This window comes from Microbispora sp. H10830 (genome assembly GCF_014161375.1).
Taxonomy (GTDB): Bacteria; Actinomycetota; Actinomycetes; order Streptosporangiales; family Streptosporangiaceae; genus Microbispora; species Microbispora catharanthi.
This window is the reverse complement of record NZ_JABBWX010000009.1, coordinates 319,386-338,086: the sequence shown is the minus strand read 5'-3', so window position 1 is coordinate 338,086 and position 18,701 is coordinate 319,386. Positions and strand designations below refer to the sequence as shown.

The following is an 18,701-nucleotide window of genomic DNA, read 5'->3' as shown; positions in this document are numbered from 1 at the left end:
AAGGAGGGCACTCGTGCGCCAGATGACTCTTTCTCCTCACCTTCCCGGCGCGACCGTGCACCGGATACCGATCGACGGGGTCGAACTCGCCGTGGAGACTCTCGGGCAGGGGCCGGCTGTGCTGCTGCTGCACGGCTTCCCGCACACCCGCGCTATCTGGCGCGATGTCGCACCCCGGCTGGCCGCGGCGGGTTTCCGGGCCGTCGCGCCGGACCTGCACGGGCTGGGCGACAGCACACCCGCCGTCCGCGGCTACCAGGCATCCGCGATCGCCACGGACCTGCTTCGAATGTTGGACGTCCTCGGTGACCGCGAGGCACACGTCGTCGGCACCGATCTAGGTGTCACTCCGGCATTCGTCCTGGCAGCATCGTCACCTGAGCGCGTAACCAGTCTGACCCTGTCCGAAGGGTTGATCGGATTTCTGCCCGGCGCCGAGGCCTTCCTACGGCAGGGGCCGCCGTGGTGGTTCGGCTTCCACCAGGCGCCCGGTGGTCTGGCCGAGGACGTTCTGGAGAACTCGGCGGAGCGCTACGTCCGCTTCTTTCTCTCCGCTGGCAGTCGCCGAGGTGTGCCGGCAGACCTTACACGGCTGATCGTCGAGGCCTATCGGGGCAGACCGAGTCTCGGCAATGCCTTCGACCACTACCGCGCGGTGCCGGCCACCGCGGAATGGATCGGGAACTGGGCGCAGGACCACCGACTGACGACGCGGACCCTCGCCATCGGCGGTGGCGCGATCGGCGCGGCCACCGCCCGCCAGCTCGAACCGATCACCGGCTGCCTCACCCAGCACCTGCTTGAGGACTGCGGTCACATCACCCCGATCGACCAGCCGGACGCCTTCGCCGACCTTTTCATCGAGCACGCCCGGGCCGCCTGAGCTGAACGTCAAGACCCGTACGGAACAAAGCCGACCAACCCACAGCAAGGAGCAGATATGAGCCGCGAGCAGCGAGAGGCCATCCGGCAGTTGCGCGCGTCGTCCCCCCTCGATCTCGGCGGTGCGGTCCACGAACAGCGCGCCCTGTTCGAGCAGCTGTTGTCCCACCATCCTGTCCCTGAGGACGTCATCGTCACCGAAGCCCACTACGACACGATCCCTGGCCTTCTGGTCGAACTCGCGGAAGAGCCCTGCGCCGGCACCGTCCTGTACTTCCACGGCGGGGCGTATGTCCTCGGGTCGGCGCGCAGCTCGCTGGCGATCGTCGCAGACCTCGCCCGCAGGTCACAGACACGGGTGATCACCATCGACTACCGCTTGGCACCCGAGCATCCCGCCCCTGCCGCCACCGAGGACGCGGTACGCGCTTATCGCGCCCTGATCGCCTCCGGCGTCGATCCGCAACAGGTGGTGGTCGCCGGCGAGTCGGCCGGCGGCGGGGTAGCGCTCGACCTCCTGGCGGCGCTTTCCGCCGCCGACGAGCCGATGCCCGCCGCGGCGTTGCTGTTCTCGCCATGGGTTGACCTCACCCTCAGCGGCGATTCGATGACGGTCAGGGCCGAGGCGGACTTCATCGTGAACCGCGCCGCCCTCGAACGCCGCGTGCGTGACTACCTCGGCGACGCATCCTCGGCGGAACAGCGCAGCCCGCTGTTCGCGGACCTGCACGGTCTGCCACCCACGTTGATCCAGGTCGGCACTGACGAGGTGCTGCTGGACGACTCCACCCGGCTCGCGGCAAGGCTCGTGGCGGCCGACGTGTCGGTGACGCTGGACGTCACCGCGCACGCGACACACGTCTTCCAGTCATTCGCCGCCTCGTGGGACGAGGCCGACGCGGCGATGACCCGCGCGGCCGCGTTCGTCCGCACGATGGTGAAGCCGTGAGCGGCAAGCCACCTCGATCTGCTCGACGCCGCCGCGGGTACGGGAACCTCCGCTCGCGTCTCAGGTCTTGCGAGCGGTGGCCGGAGTGACGGGGCGACCGGCGCACCAGGCGGCGCGGATGTCGCGGGTGGCCGTGATGTCCCGGGTTGGGTCGCCGTTGACCAGCAACAGGTCGGCCCGCATGCCCGGCCGGACGGCGCCCCGGTCGGTCAGGCCGAAGGCGCGGGCGGGCAGCACGGTCGCCGAGCGCAGGATCTCCACCGGCGTCATCCCGGCCCGCGCCATCAGCTCGAACTCGTGATGCAGGCTCTCGCCGTGAGGCACCGGCACCGGCGTGGACGACTCAGCGTTCGCGTCCGTCCCGGCGAGGATCTCAACACCGGCCCGGTGCAGGCGGCCGACGTCGCCCAGCACCTCCTCAAGGTGGTCGGCCCGCCCAGGCGGCGGGCCGGAGGTCACGAAGGCGGTGAGCAACGCCTCCATCATGGTGATCGTCGGGATGGACCTCTGGCCGGCGCTCCTCATCGCGGCCACGTCGTGCGCCCTGACCCCGCCGGCGATCGGCGTGTGCGTGACGAACTCCGCTCCCGACTCCACGGCCATCGTGTAGGCGCCCGGCGTGGCGGCGTGCACGATCGTCTTGAGCCCGTACTCGCGCGCCGCCTCCACCAGCGCGCGCAGCGCGTCCGCGGGCGGCCCGCCCTCGCCGGGGGCCTCGGCGACGCCCTTGATGTAGTCGACACCCTCCGCCGCCCGCGCCTCGACGTGCCGCCGGGCATCGGCTGCCGTCAGGATGACGGCTTCCGGCGGCATTCCCGGCATGCGGGCGTGGTGGCCGCCCGGCCCGATCGCGGGCAGTCCGGCAGTGCGGAAGTCGGCCGCTCCCTCGGTCTCGCGCAGCGAGGCCACCCGCTCGGCCGGCCAGCAGGCCATGTCGAGTCCGGTCGTCACCCCCCAGGCGGCCAGGGCGGCCAGGTTCCCCGGGCCGTGCAGGTGGACATGCGCGTCGATCAGCCCGGGCAGCAGCGCTGCCCCCGCCGCGTCGATCTCCTCCGCCCCTGCGGGATCGTCGCCGATCAGCGCACCGTCGATGACGACGGTACGGGGCTCGCCGAGCCGCTTGCCATCGAAGACCCGCACATTGCGTAAGGCTGTCCTGCCGTCAGTGGACATGGGTCACCCGTCCCCAAATAAGGAACAAATTTGTTCACTAACGGAGGCTAGCACGGCGAAGTACGTGATAATCCGTCCTCATGAGTCCCACCCGCCGCCGCGGAGACGCCCTCACCACCGCGATCTTCCAGGCCGTCCTGAGCGAACTGGCCGGGAGCAGCTTCGAGGAGCTGACGTTCGACAAGATCGCCTCCGCGGCCGGAACCGGGAAAGCGGCCTTGTACCGGCGCTGGTCCACCCCGGCCGAACTCGTCCTCGCCGCGCTGAGCGACCCCGCGACCGGCTTCGGCGACCCGCCGGCGCCGCCCGGCACGGGCACACTGCGCGATGACCTGATCGCCCTGCTCGAGCACCTCGTACGGGCGCTCGACGAGCCGCGCGGCCGCGCACTGCTCCCGCTCATCGCCCACCGCCACCGCCACCCCGAGCTGTTCGAGCAGGTCCACCGGCTGGTGATCCGCCCGCACCAGGAAGTACTGCTGTCCGTCCTGCGCCAGGCGGTCGAACGCGGCGAAGCCTCACCCCGCAGCCTCACCCCGCGCATTGTCTCAGTCGGGCCACGCCTGATCCTCCTCCAGGCATGGGAAGGCGGTCTCGTGGACTCCGGCGAGATCGCCTCCACCGTCGATGAGGTGCTCATTCCGCTGGTCAGGCCATGACCCGCTGGCCTGCATCCCGCAGGGCGGCAGCGCGAGACGAAAGGTGCACGTTGTGGGTGGATCACACCTCCACGAAACTCGGCGCGGTTCAAGTTGCTCGTGCACAACGGCGCCGGCAAGCGCCCGAAGATGCTCGAAGAGTGCGCCGGCTACCTGCGGCACCGCTGGGAGCAGGGCTGCACCAACGCCGAGCAGCTCTACCAGGAGATCACGGCCATGGGCTTCCGCGGCACACGCAGGTCCGTGCGCGAGTACGTCCAGCCCTGGAGGTCCAAGACCACCATCGCCCTGCCGCCGCCATCACCGCCTACCGTCCGCCAGGTCACGGGCTGGTTCCTCCGCCACCCCGACAGCCTCGACGCCGACGAACACCAGCACCTGCAGGCCTTACAGCTCAGGCAAGGTCGAAGGCCACGTCAACCGCGTCAAGATGCTCAAGCGGCAGATGTATGGCCGAGCCAACCCCGACCTCCTGCGCAAACGCATCCTCCTCGCCGACTGAGACGGGTCAACGCACGAAATCAGTGCCAGAGCACTATCGGGAGTCCGTTGACACCGGGCTGCTCGTAGAACTCTGCCGACCAGAAAACGACCCCATCCGGCATCACGACGGAACCGTCAGCGTCCCTACAAGGGGAGCTGGGGTGTCGGTAAGGCTGCTGGCACCAGGTACACGCGGTCGCATCGGGCCTGGTCAGCGGTTCCTCCTGCCGACCGGGCAGACTCGGCAAGGTGGCTGCGCCATCCGGTATCGCCATGGCTGCCACCTGTACTGACGCGATCGCGTGTGCCTGGTGACGTGAGTCTTACCGACACCCCGAACACGAGCGGCCCGGCGCGCAGGTCGCGGCCCGTTTCCTCAGGGCCATGCGGACGGCCCTGGTCAGTTCACGTACGCCCACAGGTCGTAGGTGGGGTTCCAGGGGTCGTTCTGCGGCTGATGCGTGCTGCACCACCAGGTGCCCCACTGGCCGTTCTGGTAGCCCGACTGTCCCCACGTGATGCACAGCGAGTAGGGCAGGCTGGAGTAGACGCGCTGGAGGGTCGAGGCGCTCGCGGGGGCGGCCGAGGCCATGGCCGGGACGACGACGGCCGTGGCGAGGATCAGCAGGGCTGCGAGTCGGTGACGCACGTGATCTCCTCTGAAGAAGGTCGTGATCAGACACTCGCATTGCACGTTGCGGAGGAACGCCTGGCAACCCCCCGCGCGCCGGCGGCCGGCATGCAGCGCCGATGCCGGACGCCGTGGCACGCGACGTGTAACTTTCACCCGGCGGAGCCCGCGGAGACCGGCCTGCCCGCCCCGGGCCCGGAACCGCGTCAGCGGGCCGCGCGGTCGGCCGGGGTGGTGAGGCGGGCGACGGCGGCGACGACCTCGGAGGGGTTGGATAGGTCGGGCAGCACGATGTCGGCGCCCACCTCCTGCAACTCGGCTGACGTCGACCTGCCCGACGCGACGGCGATCATCGCCGCTTGGACGTCGCGGGTGGAGTCGCCGATCAGCACGGTGTTGCCGGCGGTGAAGACGGCGCCGTACCGGGCCTTGGCCCGCCCCTGGGCCACCTGGAGCAGGGTGGCCTTCGGGTACACCTCCTCGCCGTAGCCGCCCACCTCAACGTCGATCCACTTGTCCAGCCCGAACGCCTTGAGCTTGTGCACGGCGTTGCTCTTACGAGTTGGCCGGGGAGATCATCGGCTACCTGGCGGCCCAGCCCCGCGGCTGAGCCGATGACGGAGCGGCATCTGCGGCTCGTCCGCCCCGACGACGGCGGGCCGTTGCCCGGCCTGGCCGAGTACCTCGATGCTCCACTATCCCTTTCTCCCGTACTTGGTCTGCCCCCCATGAACGTCGGGTACCGGCCGATCGCCAAGCAGGGTGTGCCCGCGTTGGAGCGGTCGCGGCTGTCTCGCGTGTTCCAGAACTACTTCCGGCCCGAGACTCTCGCCCCGGCTAACCTTCCCCTGGTCGCCCGCCAGGCCGGGCTCCCGCTGGCGCAGGTGTGGGGCGGCGGGATGGTCGCCGCGGTCGACGGGATGCGGTTCATCGTCCCGGTCCCTGCCGCCTTCGCCCGCCCCAACAGGAAGTTCTTCGGATGGGGCGCGGCATGACCTGGCTGAACGCCGTTAACGACCAAGGAATCGGGCGGGGCGCGAAGGTCATCTCCGGGACGATCCGCGGCTCGCTGCACATGGTCGACGTCATCTTCGGCCTGGACGGCGGGGAGCTGCCCGAGATCGTGGTCACCGATACCGGCTCCTACTCCGACGTGGTGTTCGGGCCGCTGGAACTGCTGGGCATCTCCTACCGGCCCGCGCTGGCCGACCTGCCCGACCAGAAGGGCTGGCGGATCAACACCGACGAGACCTACCGCCGCGACATCAAGCACATCCGCAACCTGCAGGAAGGCCGCCACGCCCTGGCCCGCAAGATCTGCCACGGCAAGAAGGGTGAGCTGTACCACCGCTATGAGCGGGGCCTGGAGAACCAGCTCGGCGTGCTCGGCCTGGTCCTGAACTGCGTCGTGCTGTGGACCACCGTCTACCTGGACGCCGCCGTCCGACAGCTCAAGGCCCAAGGCTGCCCGGTCCGCGACGAGGACATGGCCCGCTTGTCACCATTCGTGAACCGGCACCTGGGGGTCCACGGCGCCTACAGCTTCGTCCTGCCCGAGCTGGCGCCCGGCATCATCCGCGACCTGCGCGACCCCGACGCCGCCGAGGACGACGACCTTTGACACCTGGCAGGCGCCGGGAGCGCATCGGGGCAGGTCAGGTCGCTGGGCTGGTCACCAGCTCGATCTCGATGGCCAGCACGCCGAGGGCGTCCTTCTCCGGCCCGAAGATGCGGCGGCTGTTGGCGAGCTGCTGGTCGCGGGGCTGGCCGGGTTGACCTTCTCCAGGCCCTTGGTGTCCAGGAGTTCCTCGAACGAGCCGTACTGGGCGACCCTCTTCACGGATGTTGATCTGCCGATCTCCCGAGAGGAGGCGAAGGCTAGCCGAGGATACGGGTGAGCAGGCTGGTGAGCGTGTCGCGCTCGGCGGCCGACAGGGCGTCCAAGATGTCGTGTTGAACCCCCGTGAGTGTCGTATCCAGGTCTTCGAGCCGTCGTCGCCCGGCGGCGGTCAGGGTGATCAGGTTGCGGCGCCGGTCGGCGGGGTCTGGGGTGCGCGCGACGTGGCCTTGTTCTACCAGCTCATTGAGCATCGTGTGCATGTCACTCTGGTCGATTCCGCATCGTTGGCCGATCTGCACCTGGCTGTCCGGGCCGAACTCGTCCAGTGCGGCGAGGATCGCGAAGTGATAGGCGTGCCCACCGGCAGCGGCCATCGTTTCTTTTATGAGTCGATGCGCCCGAGCGGAAGCCCTGTTGATCAGCCAGCTGGGTTTGCAGCGCAGACGGGCCGGCGCTCCGTTCATCTCCACGCACGAAGTTTAAGCCAATCCCTTGGTCCATCCAACGAATCCGGTGTACTCTTGGCCCGACCAAGATTGGTCGACCCAAGAGATTGAAGGTAGGAACGATGTCGCTCACCTTGGACGAAGCTCGGGCCGTCAGCGACCGCGTGCGCGAGCACGCTGCCGCAATCGGCGCGACAGTTACGGTCGCAATCGTCGACGGCGGCGGGCACCTGCAGGTTCTCGATCGCATGGACGGCGCGTCTCCGATGTCGGCCCGTATCGCCCCGGCGAAAGCATCCAGCGTTGCGCTGTTTCGTCGCGACGACAGTGACCTGATGGGCCTGCAGCAGGCCTACCCGGCGGTGTTCGCGCAGATAGTTGACGTGGCGGGAACACCCATCGTGGCCGGCAGGGCCGCTCGGCTGATCCGGCGCGGCGATGTCGTCGTCGGTGCGATCGCGATCGCCGGAGGGACGCTCGAACAGGATGACCAGTGCGCCGATGTCGGGGTCCGCTCCCTGTCACCCTCCGCGTCAGCATAAGCCTGTCCACCTGGTTAGGAGCTCCGCGTAGCCGCGCCTCTCGTCGGAGCCCCTTTGCTGGCGGCCGGGACCGACCCCCAGGCCGCATGCCCGGCCGCCGAGCGGGCGCAGGGCCGTGAGGCGGCGCGCAACGCCGCCATTGATCTCCTACGAGCGCAATTCGGCGGGGGACGCTCAAAAATCTAACCAGACAGAAACTTCATTCCTTCGAATATGAGCTGTTGCCGGATCTGGAGGCCGGAACCTTGCGGCTTGCCCGATTGCCAGCTGCAGGCTTGCCTGCGGCCGCCGCTGCGGCGGGATCGAGCGTCCGCTATGCGGCCTTTCGATACCTCCGCGTAGGCAGGGCGCCGTCGAGGCGCTGCGCCAGATCGAGGGCGACGACCAGGCCCGCGCCTGGCTCGAAGGTATACGGGCGAATGAGCCCACTGTGCTCTTTAGCTTCGCGGCCATCGTTGACGCCGTAGCCGCCGGCGAGCTCGCCGAGGTCGGCTTCGGCAGCCACTACTGTCTCGACGACCTGCACCTCGACGGCGAGGCCACCAGCGTCGCGGCCGGGTTCTACCCCGGTGATCCGGTTGGACCTCTCCAGGTCACCGGTCGGCATCATCGACAGCACCGGCAACGAAGCCGGGGCCGATGCCTTACAACTGGGCGGGCGGACGAGGGTGAGCTCACCGACCCATACAGGCCGCTCGTGGCGGGCCGGACGAGGATGAGCTCGCCGGCCCGCCACCTGTCGGCTACCGCACCGTCAACTTCTGGTAGTTGGCGGCGTGGGGCTGGTAGGTCGGGTTGCCGGAGTAGGCAACGTGGACCGTGTACGCCCCGGGCTGCAGATCGGCAGTCTGCAGTGTGACGACGGCCTCACCGTCCGCCAGTGGCACGACCTGTACGGTGCCGCCGAAGGTGATGGTGACCTCGCCGGTCGGGGTCGGAGCGGCCTGCTTCTGCCCGCGCGCCGGCCCAACAGTCACGTTCAGCTTGAACGTGTCCCCGCGGACAACCGACGCCGGCGCGGTTTTCGCATGGACCTTGACGGCGTCCGGGCCGGAGGGAACCTCGAACGACGCCGTACCTTCCGACGCCTTCAGGTAGTCGAAGCCGAGGTACTCGGCCTCGACCGTCCGGGTACCCGCGGGCAGACCCGTCGGCAGCGTGACCGTGGCCGCGCCGTCCTTCAGGTAGGCGAGCTTCGACCACGAGCCGATGCTGAACCGCACCTGACCGCCGGTCTCGAACCCGTCGGCAGCCTTGACCGTGGCGGTGGCCGTGGTCGCCTGGGCCCCGCTCGCGTACGGCTCGGCGGCCACCTCAGTGGTGGTCGTGACGTCGCTGTTCGGGATCTTGCGGATGTCGTTCCACTCGCGGAGGGTGATCGGGGTCACGGTGCCGTGACGCGGACGGACGACGCCCGCGTTGGTCATCGTGATCGCCTTGGCGTTCCAGGTCGGAGCCTCGATGTTCTCGTGGCATGCGGCCTGGTATCCACCACCGTTCGTGTACCGGTCGGCCCAGAGGTAGAACTGGCCGGGGCAGGAGGTGTCACCGGGGTTGGCCTTGAAGATGATCGGACCCTCGTACCCCTGGTTGGCGACCCACGTCGTGCGCCCCAGAGCCGGAGCGACCAACGTCCAGTTGTTGACGTTGCTGTCCAGGAAGTCGGTGTGCTTCTCCGAGAAGATGTCCGAGCCCTGGTTGCCGGCCTCGTTCTTGGTCACGCGGTAGTAGTAGTCACCGACCCGGATCGCGGTCGTGTCGATCCGCGACAGAGGGGCCGGGTTCTGCCAGACCTTGGGAGCGGAGAACGTCTGGAAGTCGCGCGTGGTCGTGTACCACAACTGCGCGTTCCCCTGACCGGTGCGGTTCACGGGGTCGTTCCACAGCGACTGTGCCCAGAACACCGCGTAGGCGCCGATCTCCTTGACCCACAGCGACTCAGGGGCGAAGGCGTTGCCCGCGTTGTCGGGCGCGACTTTCACGTGCCGCTGAGGAGTCCAGTGCACGAGGTCGTGCGACTCGAACACCTCGATGTACTGGGTGTCGTTGATGGCGTATCCGCCCTGGTCGTACCAGTTCAGGTCGGTGGCGATCATGTAGAACGTGTCGCCGTCGGGCGAGCGGACGATGTGCGGGTCACGAAGGCCCTGGTCGCCCAGCTGGGAGATGAGCGACGGCCGGCCTCCGGTCAGACCGGTCCAGTCCAGAGCGGTGTTTCCGTTGGACGTCGCGAACATGATCTGCTCGCCGTCGGCGATCCCCTCGCCCTTGAAGTACCCCAGGAAGTACCGCTCGTACTCCTCAGAACGGGGCATGGCGGTGATGGTCACCGGGAACGACTTCGTCTTCGAGGCCGAACCCTTGGTGATGGTCGCCGTCAGGACGGCGTCGACATCCGGACGGCCGAAGGCCGGGCGGGTCACCTCACCCGTCGGGGTGACGAGGTCGCTGGTCGACTTCCAGGTGATCGTGGATCCGAACTCGCCGGTTGCGGGGAGGTCGATGTTTCCGCGCACGTGGTCGGTGGCGTGCAGGGTCAGGTCGAACGTGTCCCGGTCGACCGCCTGCGCGTCGTCGAACTCGGCCTTCACCACGATGGGGATCTCGCGTGTGGTGACCTCTTGTCCGCCCTTGCGGACGGTCGCGGTGAGCGTGGCCGTCGCGTCGGGCTGCCCCTTCGCGGGTCGGGTGATCCTGCCGGTCACCGCGACCTTGCGTGCGCTGGGCACGGCCGGTGGGGTGTAGACGTCGACGACCGACGGGTCCGAACTCGTCCACGTGATGGTCGAGCCCGCCACGGAGCCCACCTTGGGCAGGACGATGTCGCGTACGACCGCATTGGTCAGGCCGAGGTCGATGGCGTCGGCGTCGGCGCGAACGCCGCTCGAGACGGTCTTCTTCGCCAGGGCGAGCGTCTCGTCGACGCTCACTGCCCGGTCGTAGACCCGGAAGTCCCGGATCGTTCCGCGGAACGAGTAGTGGCCCGACGTCTGCGAGCGAGCGAGGAAGTTGCAGTTGGTCCCCGCAGCGTTCACCGACGGCGCCGTGGTCAGGTTCGTCGACGTCGCGTGCAGCATGCCGTCGAGGTAAAGCCTGCCGGTCCAGCTCGTACCGTTCGCGTTCAGCGACTGGGTGTAGGTGACGTGCGTCCACGCTCCCTCGGGCATGCGGACCCGGTTCTGCTGGAGGTTCGCCGAACCCACGGCGATACGGAACCGCTGGGTGTTCGACGCGAAGATGGAGCCCTGGGCGCCGGTGTCGGCGTCGCACGAGCCGGACTTCGCGCCGAAGCTCCACATCTGGTGCTCGCCGACGTTCGCCGGGTCGATCCACACGTCATAGTCGATGGTGAGGTTCGACATGCCGGCGGTGATGTTGTTCGGCAGCGCCACGTACGCACCGTCGAGGGCGCTCTCGTAGGAGCCGGGGTTGAACCTGACTCCATCGCCGGTCAAGGTCGCCTTCTCCGGATGCACGAGCGCGGCGTTCGCCGCCGAGCCCGCGCTACCCGAGTTGACCAGCGTTGTCCCACTGGTCTCATCGAGGGCGAAGTGGTGCACCAGACCCTCGTTCAGCGTCTCCTCGGCAGCCTGCGAGGGCGTCGCCGCGAACGAGACCGAGAGAAGCGCACCCAGTACCAGGCCCGCGACACCTCTACCCTTACGACTCAGCCTGCGGCGTGACCTTGGCTGTCGCACTCTCAATCGATCCTCCATGATGCGGTCGCTGTGGACACGTGAGGCACGGCCCCGTTCGGGGCGGGGCCGACCGCACGCGCGGGAGAGGCGAAGCCCGAAAGGGTGGTCAGCGTGCCGGCGAGGCCCAGCGTGATCAGGCCTTGTTGAGCGCTCCGACGAGACGAGGGCAAAGGTTCACCTCGCTGTGAGATGTGGGGGACGGCGTGAGCTTGGGGGATGGGGCCATATGTCGCAGGTGTCCGGGTCTTGAATGCAGACACTAACCTCCAGCCTCAGCGAAAGGTAGCGTCAATAGAAGCAAGCTTTGTGAGTCAATCGATGAAAGCTACGCTGGACCTGGATAAAGGTCTCACCCGATGCTGGTTGCTGGCTGCCTGCTGCTCGCCGCATCACCTGCTTAGGCCGACGCATACGGCTGGAGCGACGAGTGGAGCGACGTCGGACGGGTCACGGTAAGCATGACCGCCGGCACATCGAGGTATGCCATCTCCGCCGCGACGACGTGACGTTTCACGTCAAGTACGCCACAGATAACCCCTTTACCAAGGACCAGCCATATCCGCCCGATCTTTTCCCCAGTACTACGGGGACCCCACCTCGACATCGAGGGTGTGCCCGACCCGAACACGTTCCCTGGATCGACCCGGCCCATCCGGCCTGACGAACGGCCCGGTGTCAGCGGCTTCACCGCTCAGAAATCCTCCGTAACGTCGTCAGTTCTGGTGGCCCCTCGCCACCTGCGGAAGGATTGACGACCATGACCGACGCCAGACTGCTGGGCGACGACGAGGCCGCGTTCATCGCGGCGGCCCGCTCAAATGACGCAGCGCAGTTCGCGCTCATCACGGAGCGCTACCGGCGTGAGCTGCAGGTGCACTGCTACCGGATGCTCGCGAACTACGAGGACGCCCAGGACATGACGCAGGAGACGTTCCTGCGGGCGTGGAACAAGCGGGAGTCGTTCAAGGGCCACGCTGCACTGCGGACCTGGCTGTACCGGATCGCGACGAACGCCTGCCTCGACTTCCTGGAGAAGCGCAACGACCGCACACCCGTGCCTGCCGAGCTGCCGGGCGCGGGCTCGGAAGTGCACTACCTGCAGCCCTACCCGGACCGGATGCTCCCGGAGGACCCGCAGGAATCGGTGGTGGCGCGGGAGACGATCGAGCTGGCGTTCATCGTCGCCGTCCAGCACCTGCCGCCGCGGCAGCGGGCGGTGTTCATCTTGCGCGACGTCCTCGGCTGGCCGGCGTCGAAGGCCGCCAACGCCCTCGAGCTGACCGTCGCATCGGTGACCAGCGCACTGCAGCGGGCGCGCGTGACGATGCGCGAGCAGCTGCCCGACCGCCGCCTCGATTGGCGGAGCCCTGCCACGCACGAGCTGTCGGATGACGAGCGCGGCGTGGTGAAGTCGTATATGGACGCCCATGAGCGCAACGACCTCGACGGGCTGATGGCCCTGCTGCGCGACGACCTGCGCTTCGCGATGCTGCCCGAGCCGGGCACCTTGATCGTCACGGCCAAGGACGCGGTGGACGGCTGGGTCTCCGGTGGGCTCTTCCAGCGCGGCTACGACGACTGGCGCTGCATCGCCACGACGGTCAACCGCATGCCTGCCGCCGTGCTGTACCTCCGCACCCCCGACGACCCGGAACACCGGCTATTCAACATCGCGGTCCTGCACATCGTCGACGGGAAGCTCGCCGAGCTCACCGGATTCGACGCGACCGACAAACCATGGCTGGGCCTGCCCGCGACGCTGTGATCAGACAAAGGCCCCATCGTCGACGAGTCCAGGGCACGGGCCGCCGTCACCGAAGTCACCGCCGAATGAGCACCCCGACCAGCTGAACACCACCGCGGTAACGCGAACACCACCGCCCCGCCGGCGTTGCCGGCGGGGCATCTTCATGCGCGAAGATCATCGTCACGATCGACGACGCCGTCGCCCTCATCTCCACTGCTCACTTGGAACGCGAGGAGGGGCCCGGGGAAGGGTCCCCTCATCGCGGAGGATCACGGTGAGCACGCCAGGAAGGATTTCGACCTGGTCTTACGAGCCGAGGATTCGGCCCGTGCTCATCGCCTCGTCTCGTATCGGGTCAGCACCACGCCGCCGGGAAATGTCCGCGTCTCGACCAGGTTCAGGTTCACCCAGCTGTCCAGCGCGGTGAAGAACGGCGTGCCGCCGCCCACCAGGACCGGCACGGTGACCAGCGCGTACTCGTCGATCAGCCCGGCCCGCATGGCCGCCCCGGCGAGGGTCGCGCCGCCGATGTTCATCGGGCCGCCGTCTACGGTCTTGAGCCGGGTGATCTCGGCGACCGCGTCGCCGGTGACCAGGCGGGTGTTCCAGTCGACCTTGTCGATCGTCGATGAGAACACCACCTTCGGCGTGTCCCGCCAGTTCCGCGCGAACTCGATTTCCGCCGGGGTGACGTTGGGCTGCTGGTCGCCGGTCGGCCAGTAGGAGCTCATCGTCTCCCACAGCTTGCGCCCGTACAGCGACATCTCGCTCGCCCGCTCCTGGTCGAGCCACCACTGGAACAGCTCGGCGCTCGGCGATGAGTCCGGTCCCTCCCCCCCACTCCAGCCGATGTCGTCGCCGATCGCGGCGATGTAGCCGTCCAGGGTCACGTTCATGCCGAAGATCAGTTTCCGCATCGTGCCAGCCTCCTGTGAGTCGATCTCACACGTACAGACGGGCGCGGCGCGGAAACCTAATCGGTGCGCGATCTGCGTCCGCAGGTAGGCCTCGCGTTCCGGACTCAGCACGGCGTACTCGGCGGGCTCGAGCACCACCGGCCCGATCTCGGTTTCATCCTCGCAAGCGCCTGGTCACCCAGCTGCAGCGCCGGGCCCTCTCACCGCGCTGGAGATCGCCGAGCAGTTCCCGACGCTGGGCATCTCGCTCGGCGACCAGCGGCCGCACGTACGCCGCGAGATTCGCGAGTACCTACCTCTCTACCAGCGCCGACGCAGCTAAGCGTTGCTTTCGGCGCCTGCTACTGAAGGGCCAGTGGGGTCCAGCACCTTTCGCAGGGCCGCCACTGGGCCGCCACTGGGTCACCGCGAAGTCCGGCCCGGTCATCGCCGGCCACCAGCTCCGCGCCCGGCACGGTCGCGTTCGGCCTGCCACCGGCCGAGCGCCTCGGCCGACACCTGGGCGTACTTGGCCAGTGATCGCACCGAGGTGTGCCCGGACAGCATCGGTGTGGAGGCGCCGTCCTCGGGCGGGCGCCGCCCTTTCGGGTCACCACCGCCCGCCGGTCCGCGGTGTCCAGGTCCGGCACGTTCCGCAGCAGTACCTCCTCGGCGCGGGCGGTGGGCTCGTACAGCAGCGTCCACAGCACCCGCTCCCCGCATCGGCACGTACAGTTCGAGCACCGTGGCCACCTGCGGGCGGGTCAGCGCCTTGCTGTTGTCCGGCGGCATCGGCCGGTGCCGCAGCCGCACCAACGGATCCCCGGCCAGCCACTCCTGCTGGCGCCAGAAGCCGCACGCCGAGCCCATGCGGTCAGCCGGGTGTTGAACGTCTTCGCCGAGCAGCCGCCCTATGCGAAGCTGAACCAGCCCGCCACCCGGTCCAGGTCCCCGCAGCGATGCTGAGCACATCGGTGGTGCCGCGCCTACCTGGGGGTTTGAAGCCACCCTCTGATCCTGGCTGCAAGATCGATTGTTACAAGCGTGTTCGCCTCCGGAGGCCATGAGGCGATCTTCGAAGGGCACATGCACGCCCAGAGTGCGAAGTCGATGAGCAGATCTCGACCGGCCTCCGAATTGGTCCTAAATAAGACCACAGAATCGGACCTCATCGAGTGTACCGATTCCTGTCAGGCTGAGTGGCATGACAACGACAGCGACCCGCTTCGACGGCCGGCTCCTCACGCCTGGCGACGTCGGCTACGACACCGCCCGCACCGTCTGGAACGCCATGGTCGACCGGCGTCCACGCATGATCGCCCGCGCGGTGGGCGTCTCCGATGTGGTCGCCGCCGTCCGGATGGCCCGGGAACTGGACCTGGAGATCGGCGTGCGCTGCGGCGGGCACAACGTCGCCGGCTTCGCCGTGCCCGACGGTGGGCTCATGATCGATCTGACGCTCATGGGGGGCGTGCGGATCGACCCGGCCCGTCGCCGGGCTCGGGTGCAGGGCGGCGCGCTGCTCGGCGCGCTGGACCGGGCGTCCCAGGCGTACGGCCTGGCGACCACCGCGGGCAACGTCTCGCACACCGGCGTCGGCGGGCTCACGCTCGGCGGCGGCATGGGCTGGCTGGCCCGCCAGTACGGACTGGCCTGCGACAACGTCGTCTCCTACACGGTGGTCACCGCCGAGGGGGACGTGGTGACCGCGAGCCGCGCCGAGAACCCCGACCTGTTCTGGGGCCTGCGCGGCGGTGGTGGCAACTTCGGCATCGTCACCGAGTTCGAGTTCCAGTTGCATCGCATCGGCACGCGGACGCTGGTCGCCGAGTTCGACTTCCGCGCCGAGGACGCCGTCCCGGTCATCGAGGGCTGGCGGGACTTGAACGCCGTCGCGCCCCGGCAGGCGACGTTCACCGCCAGTGTCGGCAGCGGTCCCGCCGGCCCGATCGCCACGCTGGGGTTCGTGTGGGTCGGCGACCCGGACGAGGGCCGCCGGCTGCTCCCCGCGATGCGGGCGCTCGGGCGCCCCGTCGCCTCCCGCGTCACCACGCCGTCGTACGTCGAACTTCAGCGACGTGACGACTCCACCGGCGGTCACGCCTACCGCCGCTATTCCAAGGGGCACTACCTGCGGAGCTTCCCCACCGCGGCGATCGAGGCGTTTCTGCTGCGCGGCGCCGCCGACCTGAGCGCGAGCCCGGACCTGCCGGGCGTCGGCCTGCAGGCGCACGGCGGCGCGATCGACGACGTCCCGGAAACGGACGCGGCGTTCAGTCACCGCGGCACGATGTTCGAGTTCGGTGCCGGCTCCCGCTGGAGCGACCCGGCCGAGGACGACGCCAGGATGGGCGCCGCCCGCGCCGCCGGTGCGTCGCTCGAGCCGTACGCCAGTGGGGTGTACGTCAACTCGTTGACGGCCGACGAGCTGGCCGATGGGCAGCGCGGCGTACGGCGGGCGTATTCGGCCGCGAAGCTGGCCCGGCTGATGGCGGTGAAGACCGCGTACGACCCGGCCAACGTGTTCCATCTGAACCAGAACATCCGCCCGGCATGCTGATGCGCATGTCCTGGATGTGCCGCCGGAGGAGCGTCTGCGCGGGATCAGGGTCCCCGTACGTCCCGGATGGCCGTCGCCAGCAGCGCGACCCCCTCGGTGATGGCGGCCTCTCCGAGAGTGGCGTAGCCAAAGATGAGGCCACCCGGTCCGGTGTCGGTGATCCGGTATGGGCCGACGCCGTGGATGGCGAGCCCGTGCCGGGCGGCGGCCGTCACCACCGCCGCCTCGTCGAGGTCGGGCGGGAGCCAGGCGACCACATGCTGCCCGGCGGCGATTCCGGCCGGTTTAAGATCGGGCAGGTGGGTGCGCAGGGCGCCCAGCAGCGCGTCGCGGCGGCGGCGGTACAGCGGACGCATCCGGCGCAGGTGGCGGTCGAACTCGCCGCGTGCGAGGAAGTCGGCGAACGTCAACTGGTCGATGACCGGCGAACCGCGGTCGGCGAGAACCTTTGCCGCGGCGACGTCGGCGACCAGCCGGGGAGGCACGACCAGCCAGCCGAGCCGCAGCCCCGGCGCGAGCGTCTTGCTGGCCGTACCGCAGTAGACGACATGATCGGGCGCCAGGCCCTGCATGGCGCCCACCGGCGACCGGTCGTAGCGGTACTCCGCGTCGTAATCGTCCTCGACCACGATCGCACCGCGGCCTTTCGCCCAGCGGATCACCTCGGCCCGCGCCGCGGCCGACAGCACCCCCCGGTGGGCCACTGGTGCGACGGGGTGAGCACGACCGCATCGGCGTCGGCCCGATGGAGCGCATCGACCTGAACGCCGTCCGGTCCCACCGGGATGCCGACCACGTCCAGACCGGCGGCGCCGGCCAGGACTCGGGCATCGTCGTTGGACGACGGGTCTTCCAGGGCGATCCGCCTGGCGCCGTGCTGAACGAGCACCTGGATCAGCAGCGAGATGCCCTGCCCATAGCCGTTGCAGATCACCACGTTGCCGGGGAGGGCCGATGTGCCGCGCACCCGATTGAGGTAGTCGCACAGGGTCTCGTGCAGTTCCGGCACGCCACGCCCGTCGAGGTAGGCGAACCGGTCGTTGGGCGTGGTGGTGAGCACGGTTCGGACCGAGCGCAGCCATGCGGCCCGCGGGAACTGCGAAACGTCGGTGCGCCCGTACCCGAAGTCGACCCTGAAGCCGACACTGCGCGCGGTCGGCTGCGCCGTCGAGGCCGCGGAGCCCGCGGCGGCGGGCGGCATCGACGCGGCGACCTGGGTGTAACCGCCCGATCGGCTGACGAGGTAGCCCTCGGCGACGAGCTGCTGATAGGCCTCCACCACGACCCCGCGGGAAACCCCGAGGCCTGTCGCGAGGGTGCGGGTGGGTGGTAGCGACGCGCCCGCTCGCATCAGGCCAGCCCGGATGCCCGCGCGGATGGACGTCTCGATCTGCCGGTGCAGCGGCACCCCGGCGTCGCGGTCCAGCTTGATGAGCAGGTCCTCGGCCGGCCCGGAATTGGTTCTCAATCGCCCCACAGGATCGGACGTTACCGGCGTGTACCAATTCCTGCCAGGCTGAGTGACCTGCCCGGTTCCTCAGGACACCGCCATGGGCGCATGGAAGGACGGCGCCCGCAGCACCTCCAAGGGGGGCCTACCGGCTGATGACGCCGATGCTGCGCCTGGTGCCCGCACCGCTCTGGCGTAAGGGCATCTCGCCTGATGGAACTCCACCTGGGGATGGCAGCCTCCGCGATTGACCTGACTCCTGTTACGGGGGCCAGGCATCACACCGCGGGGCGCCGAAGGCACGGGCAGGTGGTCAGGACCCGGTGACGGCGCGGCCGTGGTCGGCCGCGTACGCGGTGAGCCCGAGGGTGGCGACCATGACAAGCGACAGGTAGATGGAATCGAGCAGCTCCGGCTCCTGCGACAGTCCGGAACCAGGTGGAAAGGGAACGCCTCTGGCATGTGGGGCCAGTAGACGATGGCCCAGCCCAGGATGATGATGAAGGCCCACATGCCGACCACCGTCACCATGGCGAAGGTCGTAAGCCCGCCCGGCATATTCATCCCTCCCCGCGGCCCTCAATGCAACCGTCCCGACCGCTGAAATATGGTCGATCACCGGTTCCGCGGATGCCGGGGAAGGGCCACTCCGACGGCGGCTGAATGCGCCGGTATGCCCCGCCTCGCGGAAATCATGCTGGTGCCGTTCCAGCACATCAACGCGGGGCGGAGGCCCTGTTCGACC

General features: G+C 68.8%; 20 protein-coding genes. 8 read left to right on the top strand and 12 right to left on the bottom strand.

What is annotated here, in order from left to right:
- Nucleotides 1-22: 22 nt before the first annotated feature.
- Both HHX35_RS24110 and HHX35_RS24105 read left to right on the top strand, forming a co-directional pair.
- Nucleotides 23-883: an alpha/beta hydrolase gene (locus HHX35_RS24110; protein ID WP_182901068.1), complete on the top strand. Its 861-nt coding sequence runs from the start codon at nt 23-25 to the stop codon at nt 881-883.
- A gap of 57 nt (nt 884-940) precedes the next feature.
- On the top strand, nt 941-1,831 hold the full coding sequence (locus tag HHX35_RS24105) for an alpha/beta hydrolase (RefSeq protein WP_182900995.1): 891 nt from the start codon (nt 941-943) through the stop codon (nt 1,829-1,831).
- Between the two features lie 60 nt (nt 1,832-1,891).
- Here the strand turns inward: HHX35_RS24105 and HHX35_RS24100 are convergent, their stop codons facing one another.
- A complete protein-coding gene (locus tag HHX35_RS24100; RefSeq protein ID WP_220505782.1) occupies nt 1,892-2,971 on the bottom strand; it encodes an amidohydrolase family protein in 1,080 nt (359 codons plus the stop codon).
- A 113-nt stretch (nt 2,972-3,084) separates the two neighbouring features.
- Here HHX35_RS24100 and HHX35_RS24095 point away from each other — a divergent pair, with 113 nt between their 5' ends.
- Nucleotides 3,085-3,663 carry a TetR/AcrR family transcriptional regulator gene (locus HHX35_RS24095; protein WP_182900993.1) on the top strand — a complete coding sequence of 193 codons (579 nt, stop codon included), beginning with the start codon at nt 3,085-3,087 and terminating at the stop codon, nt 3,661-3,663.
- Between the two features lie 197 nt (nt 3,664-3,860).
- Here HHX35_RS24095 and HHX35_RS43715 read toward each other — a convergent pair whose 3' ends face one another.
- The 3 genes from HHX35_RS43715 to HHX35_RS24080 form a co-directional block, all read right to left on the bottom strand.
- Nucleotides 3,861-3,989, bottom strand: coding sequence for a hypothetical protein (locus tag HHX35_RS43715; RefSeq protein WP_259405359.1), 129 nt, complete (start codon nt 3,987-3,989; stop codon nt 3,861-3,863).
- Nucleotides 3,990-4,546: 557 nt separating this feature from the next.
- A complete protein-coding gene (locus HHX35_RS24085) occupies nt 4,547-4,795 on the bottom strand; it encodes a hypothetical protein (protein WP_182900992.1) in 249 nt (82 codons plus the stop codon).
- A 188-nt stretch (nt 4,796-4,983) separates the two neighbouring features.
- Complete coding sequence (locus tag HHX35_RS24080; RefSeq protein WP_182900991.1) at nt 4,984-5,322, bottom strand: HAD family hydrolase; 339 nt, start codon at nt 5,320-5,322, stop codon at nt 4,984-4,986.
- Nucleotides 5,323-5,505: 183 nt separating this feature from the next.
- Here HHX35_RS24080 and HHX35_RS24075 point away from each other — a divergent pair, with 183 nt between their 5' ends.
- Together HHX35_RS24075 and HHX35_RS24070 are read left to right on the top strand one after the other, a co-directional pair.
- Nucleotides 5,506-5,772 (top strand): Tn3 family transposase, encoded by a 267-nt coding sequence (locus HHX35_RS24075; protein WP_182900990.1) that lies wholly within the window; start codon nt 5,506-5,508, stop codon nt 5,770-5,772.
- Nucleotides 5,769-6,398: a Tn3 family transposase gene (locus HHX35_RS24070; protein WP_182900989.1), complete on the top strand. Its 630-nt coding sequence runs from the start codon at nt 5,769-5,771 to the stop codon at nt 6,396-6,398. The genes HHX35_RS24075 and HHX35_RS24070 overlap by 4 nt, the downstream gene beginning before the upstream one ends.
- A gap of 51 nt (nt 6,399-6,449) precedes the next feature.
- Here HHX35_RS24070 and HHX35_RS24065 read toward each other — a convergent pair whose 3' ends face one another.
- Nucleotides 6,450-6,617, bottom strand: coding sequence for a hypothetical protein (locus tag HHX35_RS24065; protein WP_182900988.1), 168 nt, complete (start codon nt 6,615-6,617; stop codon nt 6,450-6,452).
- A gap of 38 nt (nt 6,618-6,655) precedes the next feature.
- Entirely contained in the window at nt 6,656-7,081 is a 426-nt protein-coding gene (locus tag HHX35_RS24060) for a MarR family winged helix-turn-helix transcriptional regulator (RefSeq protein ID WP_182901067.1), read from the bottom strand.
- Nucleotides 7,082-7,185: 104 nt separating this feature from the next.
- Here HHX35_RS24060 and HHX35_RS24055 point away from each other — a divergent pair, with 104 nt between their 5' ends.
- Entirely contained in the window at nt 7,186-7,605 is a 420-nt protein-coding gene (locus tag HHX35_RS24055; RefSeq protein WP_182900987.1) for a heme-binding protein, read from the top strand.
- Nucleotides 7,606-7,918: 313 nt separating this feature from the next.
- Here HHX35_RS24055 and HHX35_RS24050 read toward each other — a convergent pair whose 3' ends face one another.
- A complete protein-coding gene (locus HHX35_RS24050) occupies nt 7,919-8,224 on the bottom strand; it encodes a hypothetical protein (protein ID WP_182900986.1) in 306 nt (101 codons plus the stop codon).
- Nucleotides 8,225-8,348: 124 nt separating this feature from the next.
- The gene (locus tag HHX35_RS24045; RefSeq protein WP_182900985.1) at nt 8,349-11,165 is read right to left on the bottom strand and encodes an immunoglobulin-like domain-containing protein; all 2,817 of its coding nucleotides are present in this window, start codon (nt 11,163-11,165) and stop codon (nt 8,349-8,351) included.
- A gap of 895 nt (nt 11,166-12,060) precedes the next feature.
- Between HHX35_RS24045 and HHX35_RS24040 the strand changes: the two genes are divergently transcribed.
- Nucleotides 12,061-13,068: an RNA polymerase subunit sigma-70 gene (locus HHX35_RS24040; protein WP_182900984.1), complete on the top strand. Its 1,008-nt coding sequence runs from the start codon at nt 12,061-12,063 to the stop codon at nt 13,066-13,068.
- 314 nt (nt 13,069-13,382) lie between these two features.
- Here HHX35_RS24040 and HHX35_RS24035 read toward each other — a convergent pair whose 3' ends face one another.
- Together HHX35_RS24035 and HHX35_RS24030 are read right to left on the bottom strand one after the other, a co-directional pair.
- Nucleotides 13,383-13,967: a dihydrofolate reductase family protein gene (locus HHX35_RS24035; RefSeq protein WP_182900983.1), complete on the bottom strand. Its 585-nt coding sequence runs from the start codon at nt 13,965-13,967 to the stop codon at nt 13,383-13,385.
- 423 nt (nt 13,968-14,390) lie between these two features.
- Complete coding sequence (locus tag HHX35_RS24030) at nt 14,391-14,816, bottom strand: hypothetical protein (RefSeq protein WP_220505781.1); 426 nt, start codon at nt 14,814-14,816, stop codon at nt 14,391-14,393.
- 334 nt (nt 14,817-15,150) lie between these two features.
- Between HHX35_RS24030 and HHX35_RS24025 the strand changes: the two genes are divergently transcribed.
- The gene (locus HHX35_RS24025) at nt 15,151-16,506 is read left to right on the top strand and encodes an FAD-binding oxidoreductase (protein ID WP_182900982.1); all 1,356 of its coding nucleotides are present in this window, start codon (nt 15,151-15,153) and stop codon (nt 16,504-16,506) included.
- Between the two features lie 44 nt (nt 16,507-16,550).
- On the opposite strand, the gene HHX35_RS42715 is transcribed toward HHX35_RS24025, so the two are convergent.
- Together HHX35_RS42715 and HHX35_RS42710 are read right to left on the bottom strand one after the other, a co-directional pair.
- Nucleotides 16,551-17,135: a PLP-dependent aminotransferase family protein gene (locus tag HHX35_RS42715; RefSeq protein ID WP_220505780.1), complete on the bottom strand. Its 585-nt coding sequence runs from the start codon at nt 17,133-17,135 to the stop codon at nt 16,551-16,553.
- 29 nt (nt 17,136-17,164) lie between these two features.
- Nucleotides 17,165-17,983 (bottom strand): PLP-dependent aminotransferase family protein, encoded by an 819-nt coding sequence (locus HHX35_RS42710; protein ID WP_220505779.1) that lies wholly within the window; start codon nt 17,981-17,983, stop codon nt 17,165-17,167.
- Between the last annotated feature and the right edge of the window lie 718 nt (nt 17,984-18,701).

Coding starts and splice junctions, on each gene's coding strand:
- HHX35_RS24110 (WP_182901068.1), top strand. CDS start 23: ATGACTCTTTCTCCTCACCTTCCCGGCGCGACCGTGCACCGGATACCG.
- HHX35_RS24105 (WP_182900995.1), top strand. CDS start 941: ATGAGCCGCGAGCAGCGAGAGGCCATCCGGCAGTTGCGCGCGTCGTCC.
- HHX35_RS24095 (WP_182900993.1), top strand. CDS start 3,085: ATGAGTCCCACCCGCCGCCGCGGAGACGCCCTCACCACCGCGATCTTC.
- HHX35_RS24075 (WP_182900990.1), top strand. CDS start 5,506: ATGAACGTCGGGTACCGGCCGATCGCCAAGCAGGGTGTGCCCGCGTTG.
- HHX35_RS24070 (WP_182900989.1), top strand. CDS start 5,769: ATGACCTGGCTGAACGCCGTTAACGACCAAGGAATCGGGCGGGGCGCG.
- HHX35_RS24060 (WP_182901067.1), bottom strand. CDS start 7,081: ATGAACGGAGCGCCGGCCCGTCTGCGCTGCAAACCCAGCTGGCTGATC.
- HHX35_RS24055 (WP_182900987.1), top strand. CDS start 7,186: ATGTCGCTCACCTTGGACGAAGCTCGGGCCGTCAGCGACCGCGTGCGC.
- HHX35_RS24040 (WP_182900984.1), top strand. CDS start 12,061: ATGACCGACGCCAGACTGCTGGGCGACGACGAGGCCGCGTTCATCGCG.
- HHX35_RS24035 (WP_182900983.1), bottom strand. CDS start 13,967: ATGCGGAAACTGATCTTCGGCATGAACGTGACCCTGGACGGCTACATC.
- HHX35_RS24030 (WP_220505781.1), bottom strand. CDS start 14,816: ATGGGCTCGGCGTGCGGCTTCTGGCGCCAGCAGGAGTGGCTGGCCGGG.
- HHX35_RS24025 (WP_182900982.1), top strand. CDS start 15,151: ATGACAACGACAGCGACCCGCTTCGACGGCCGGCTCCTCACGCCTGGC.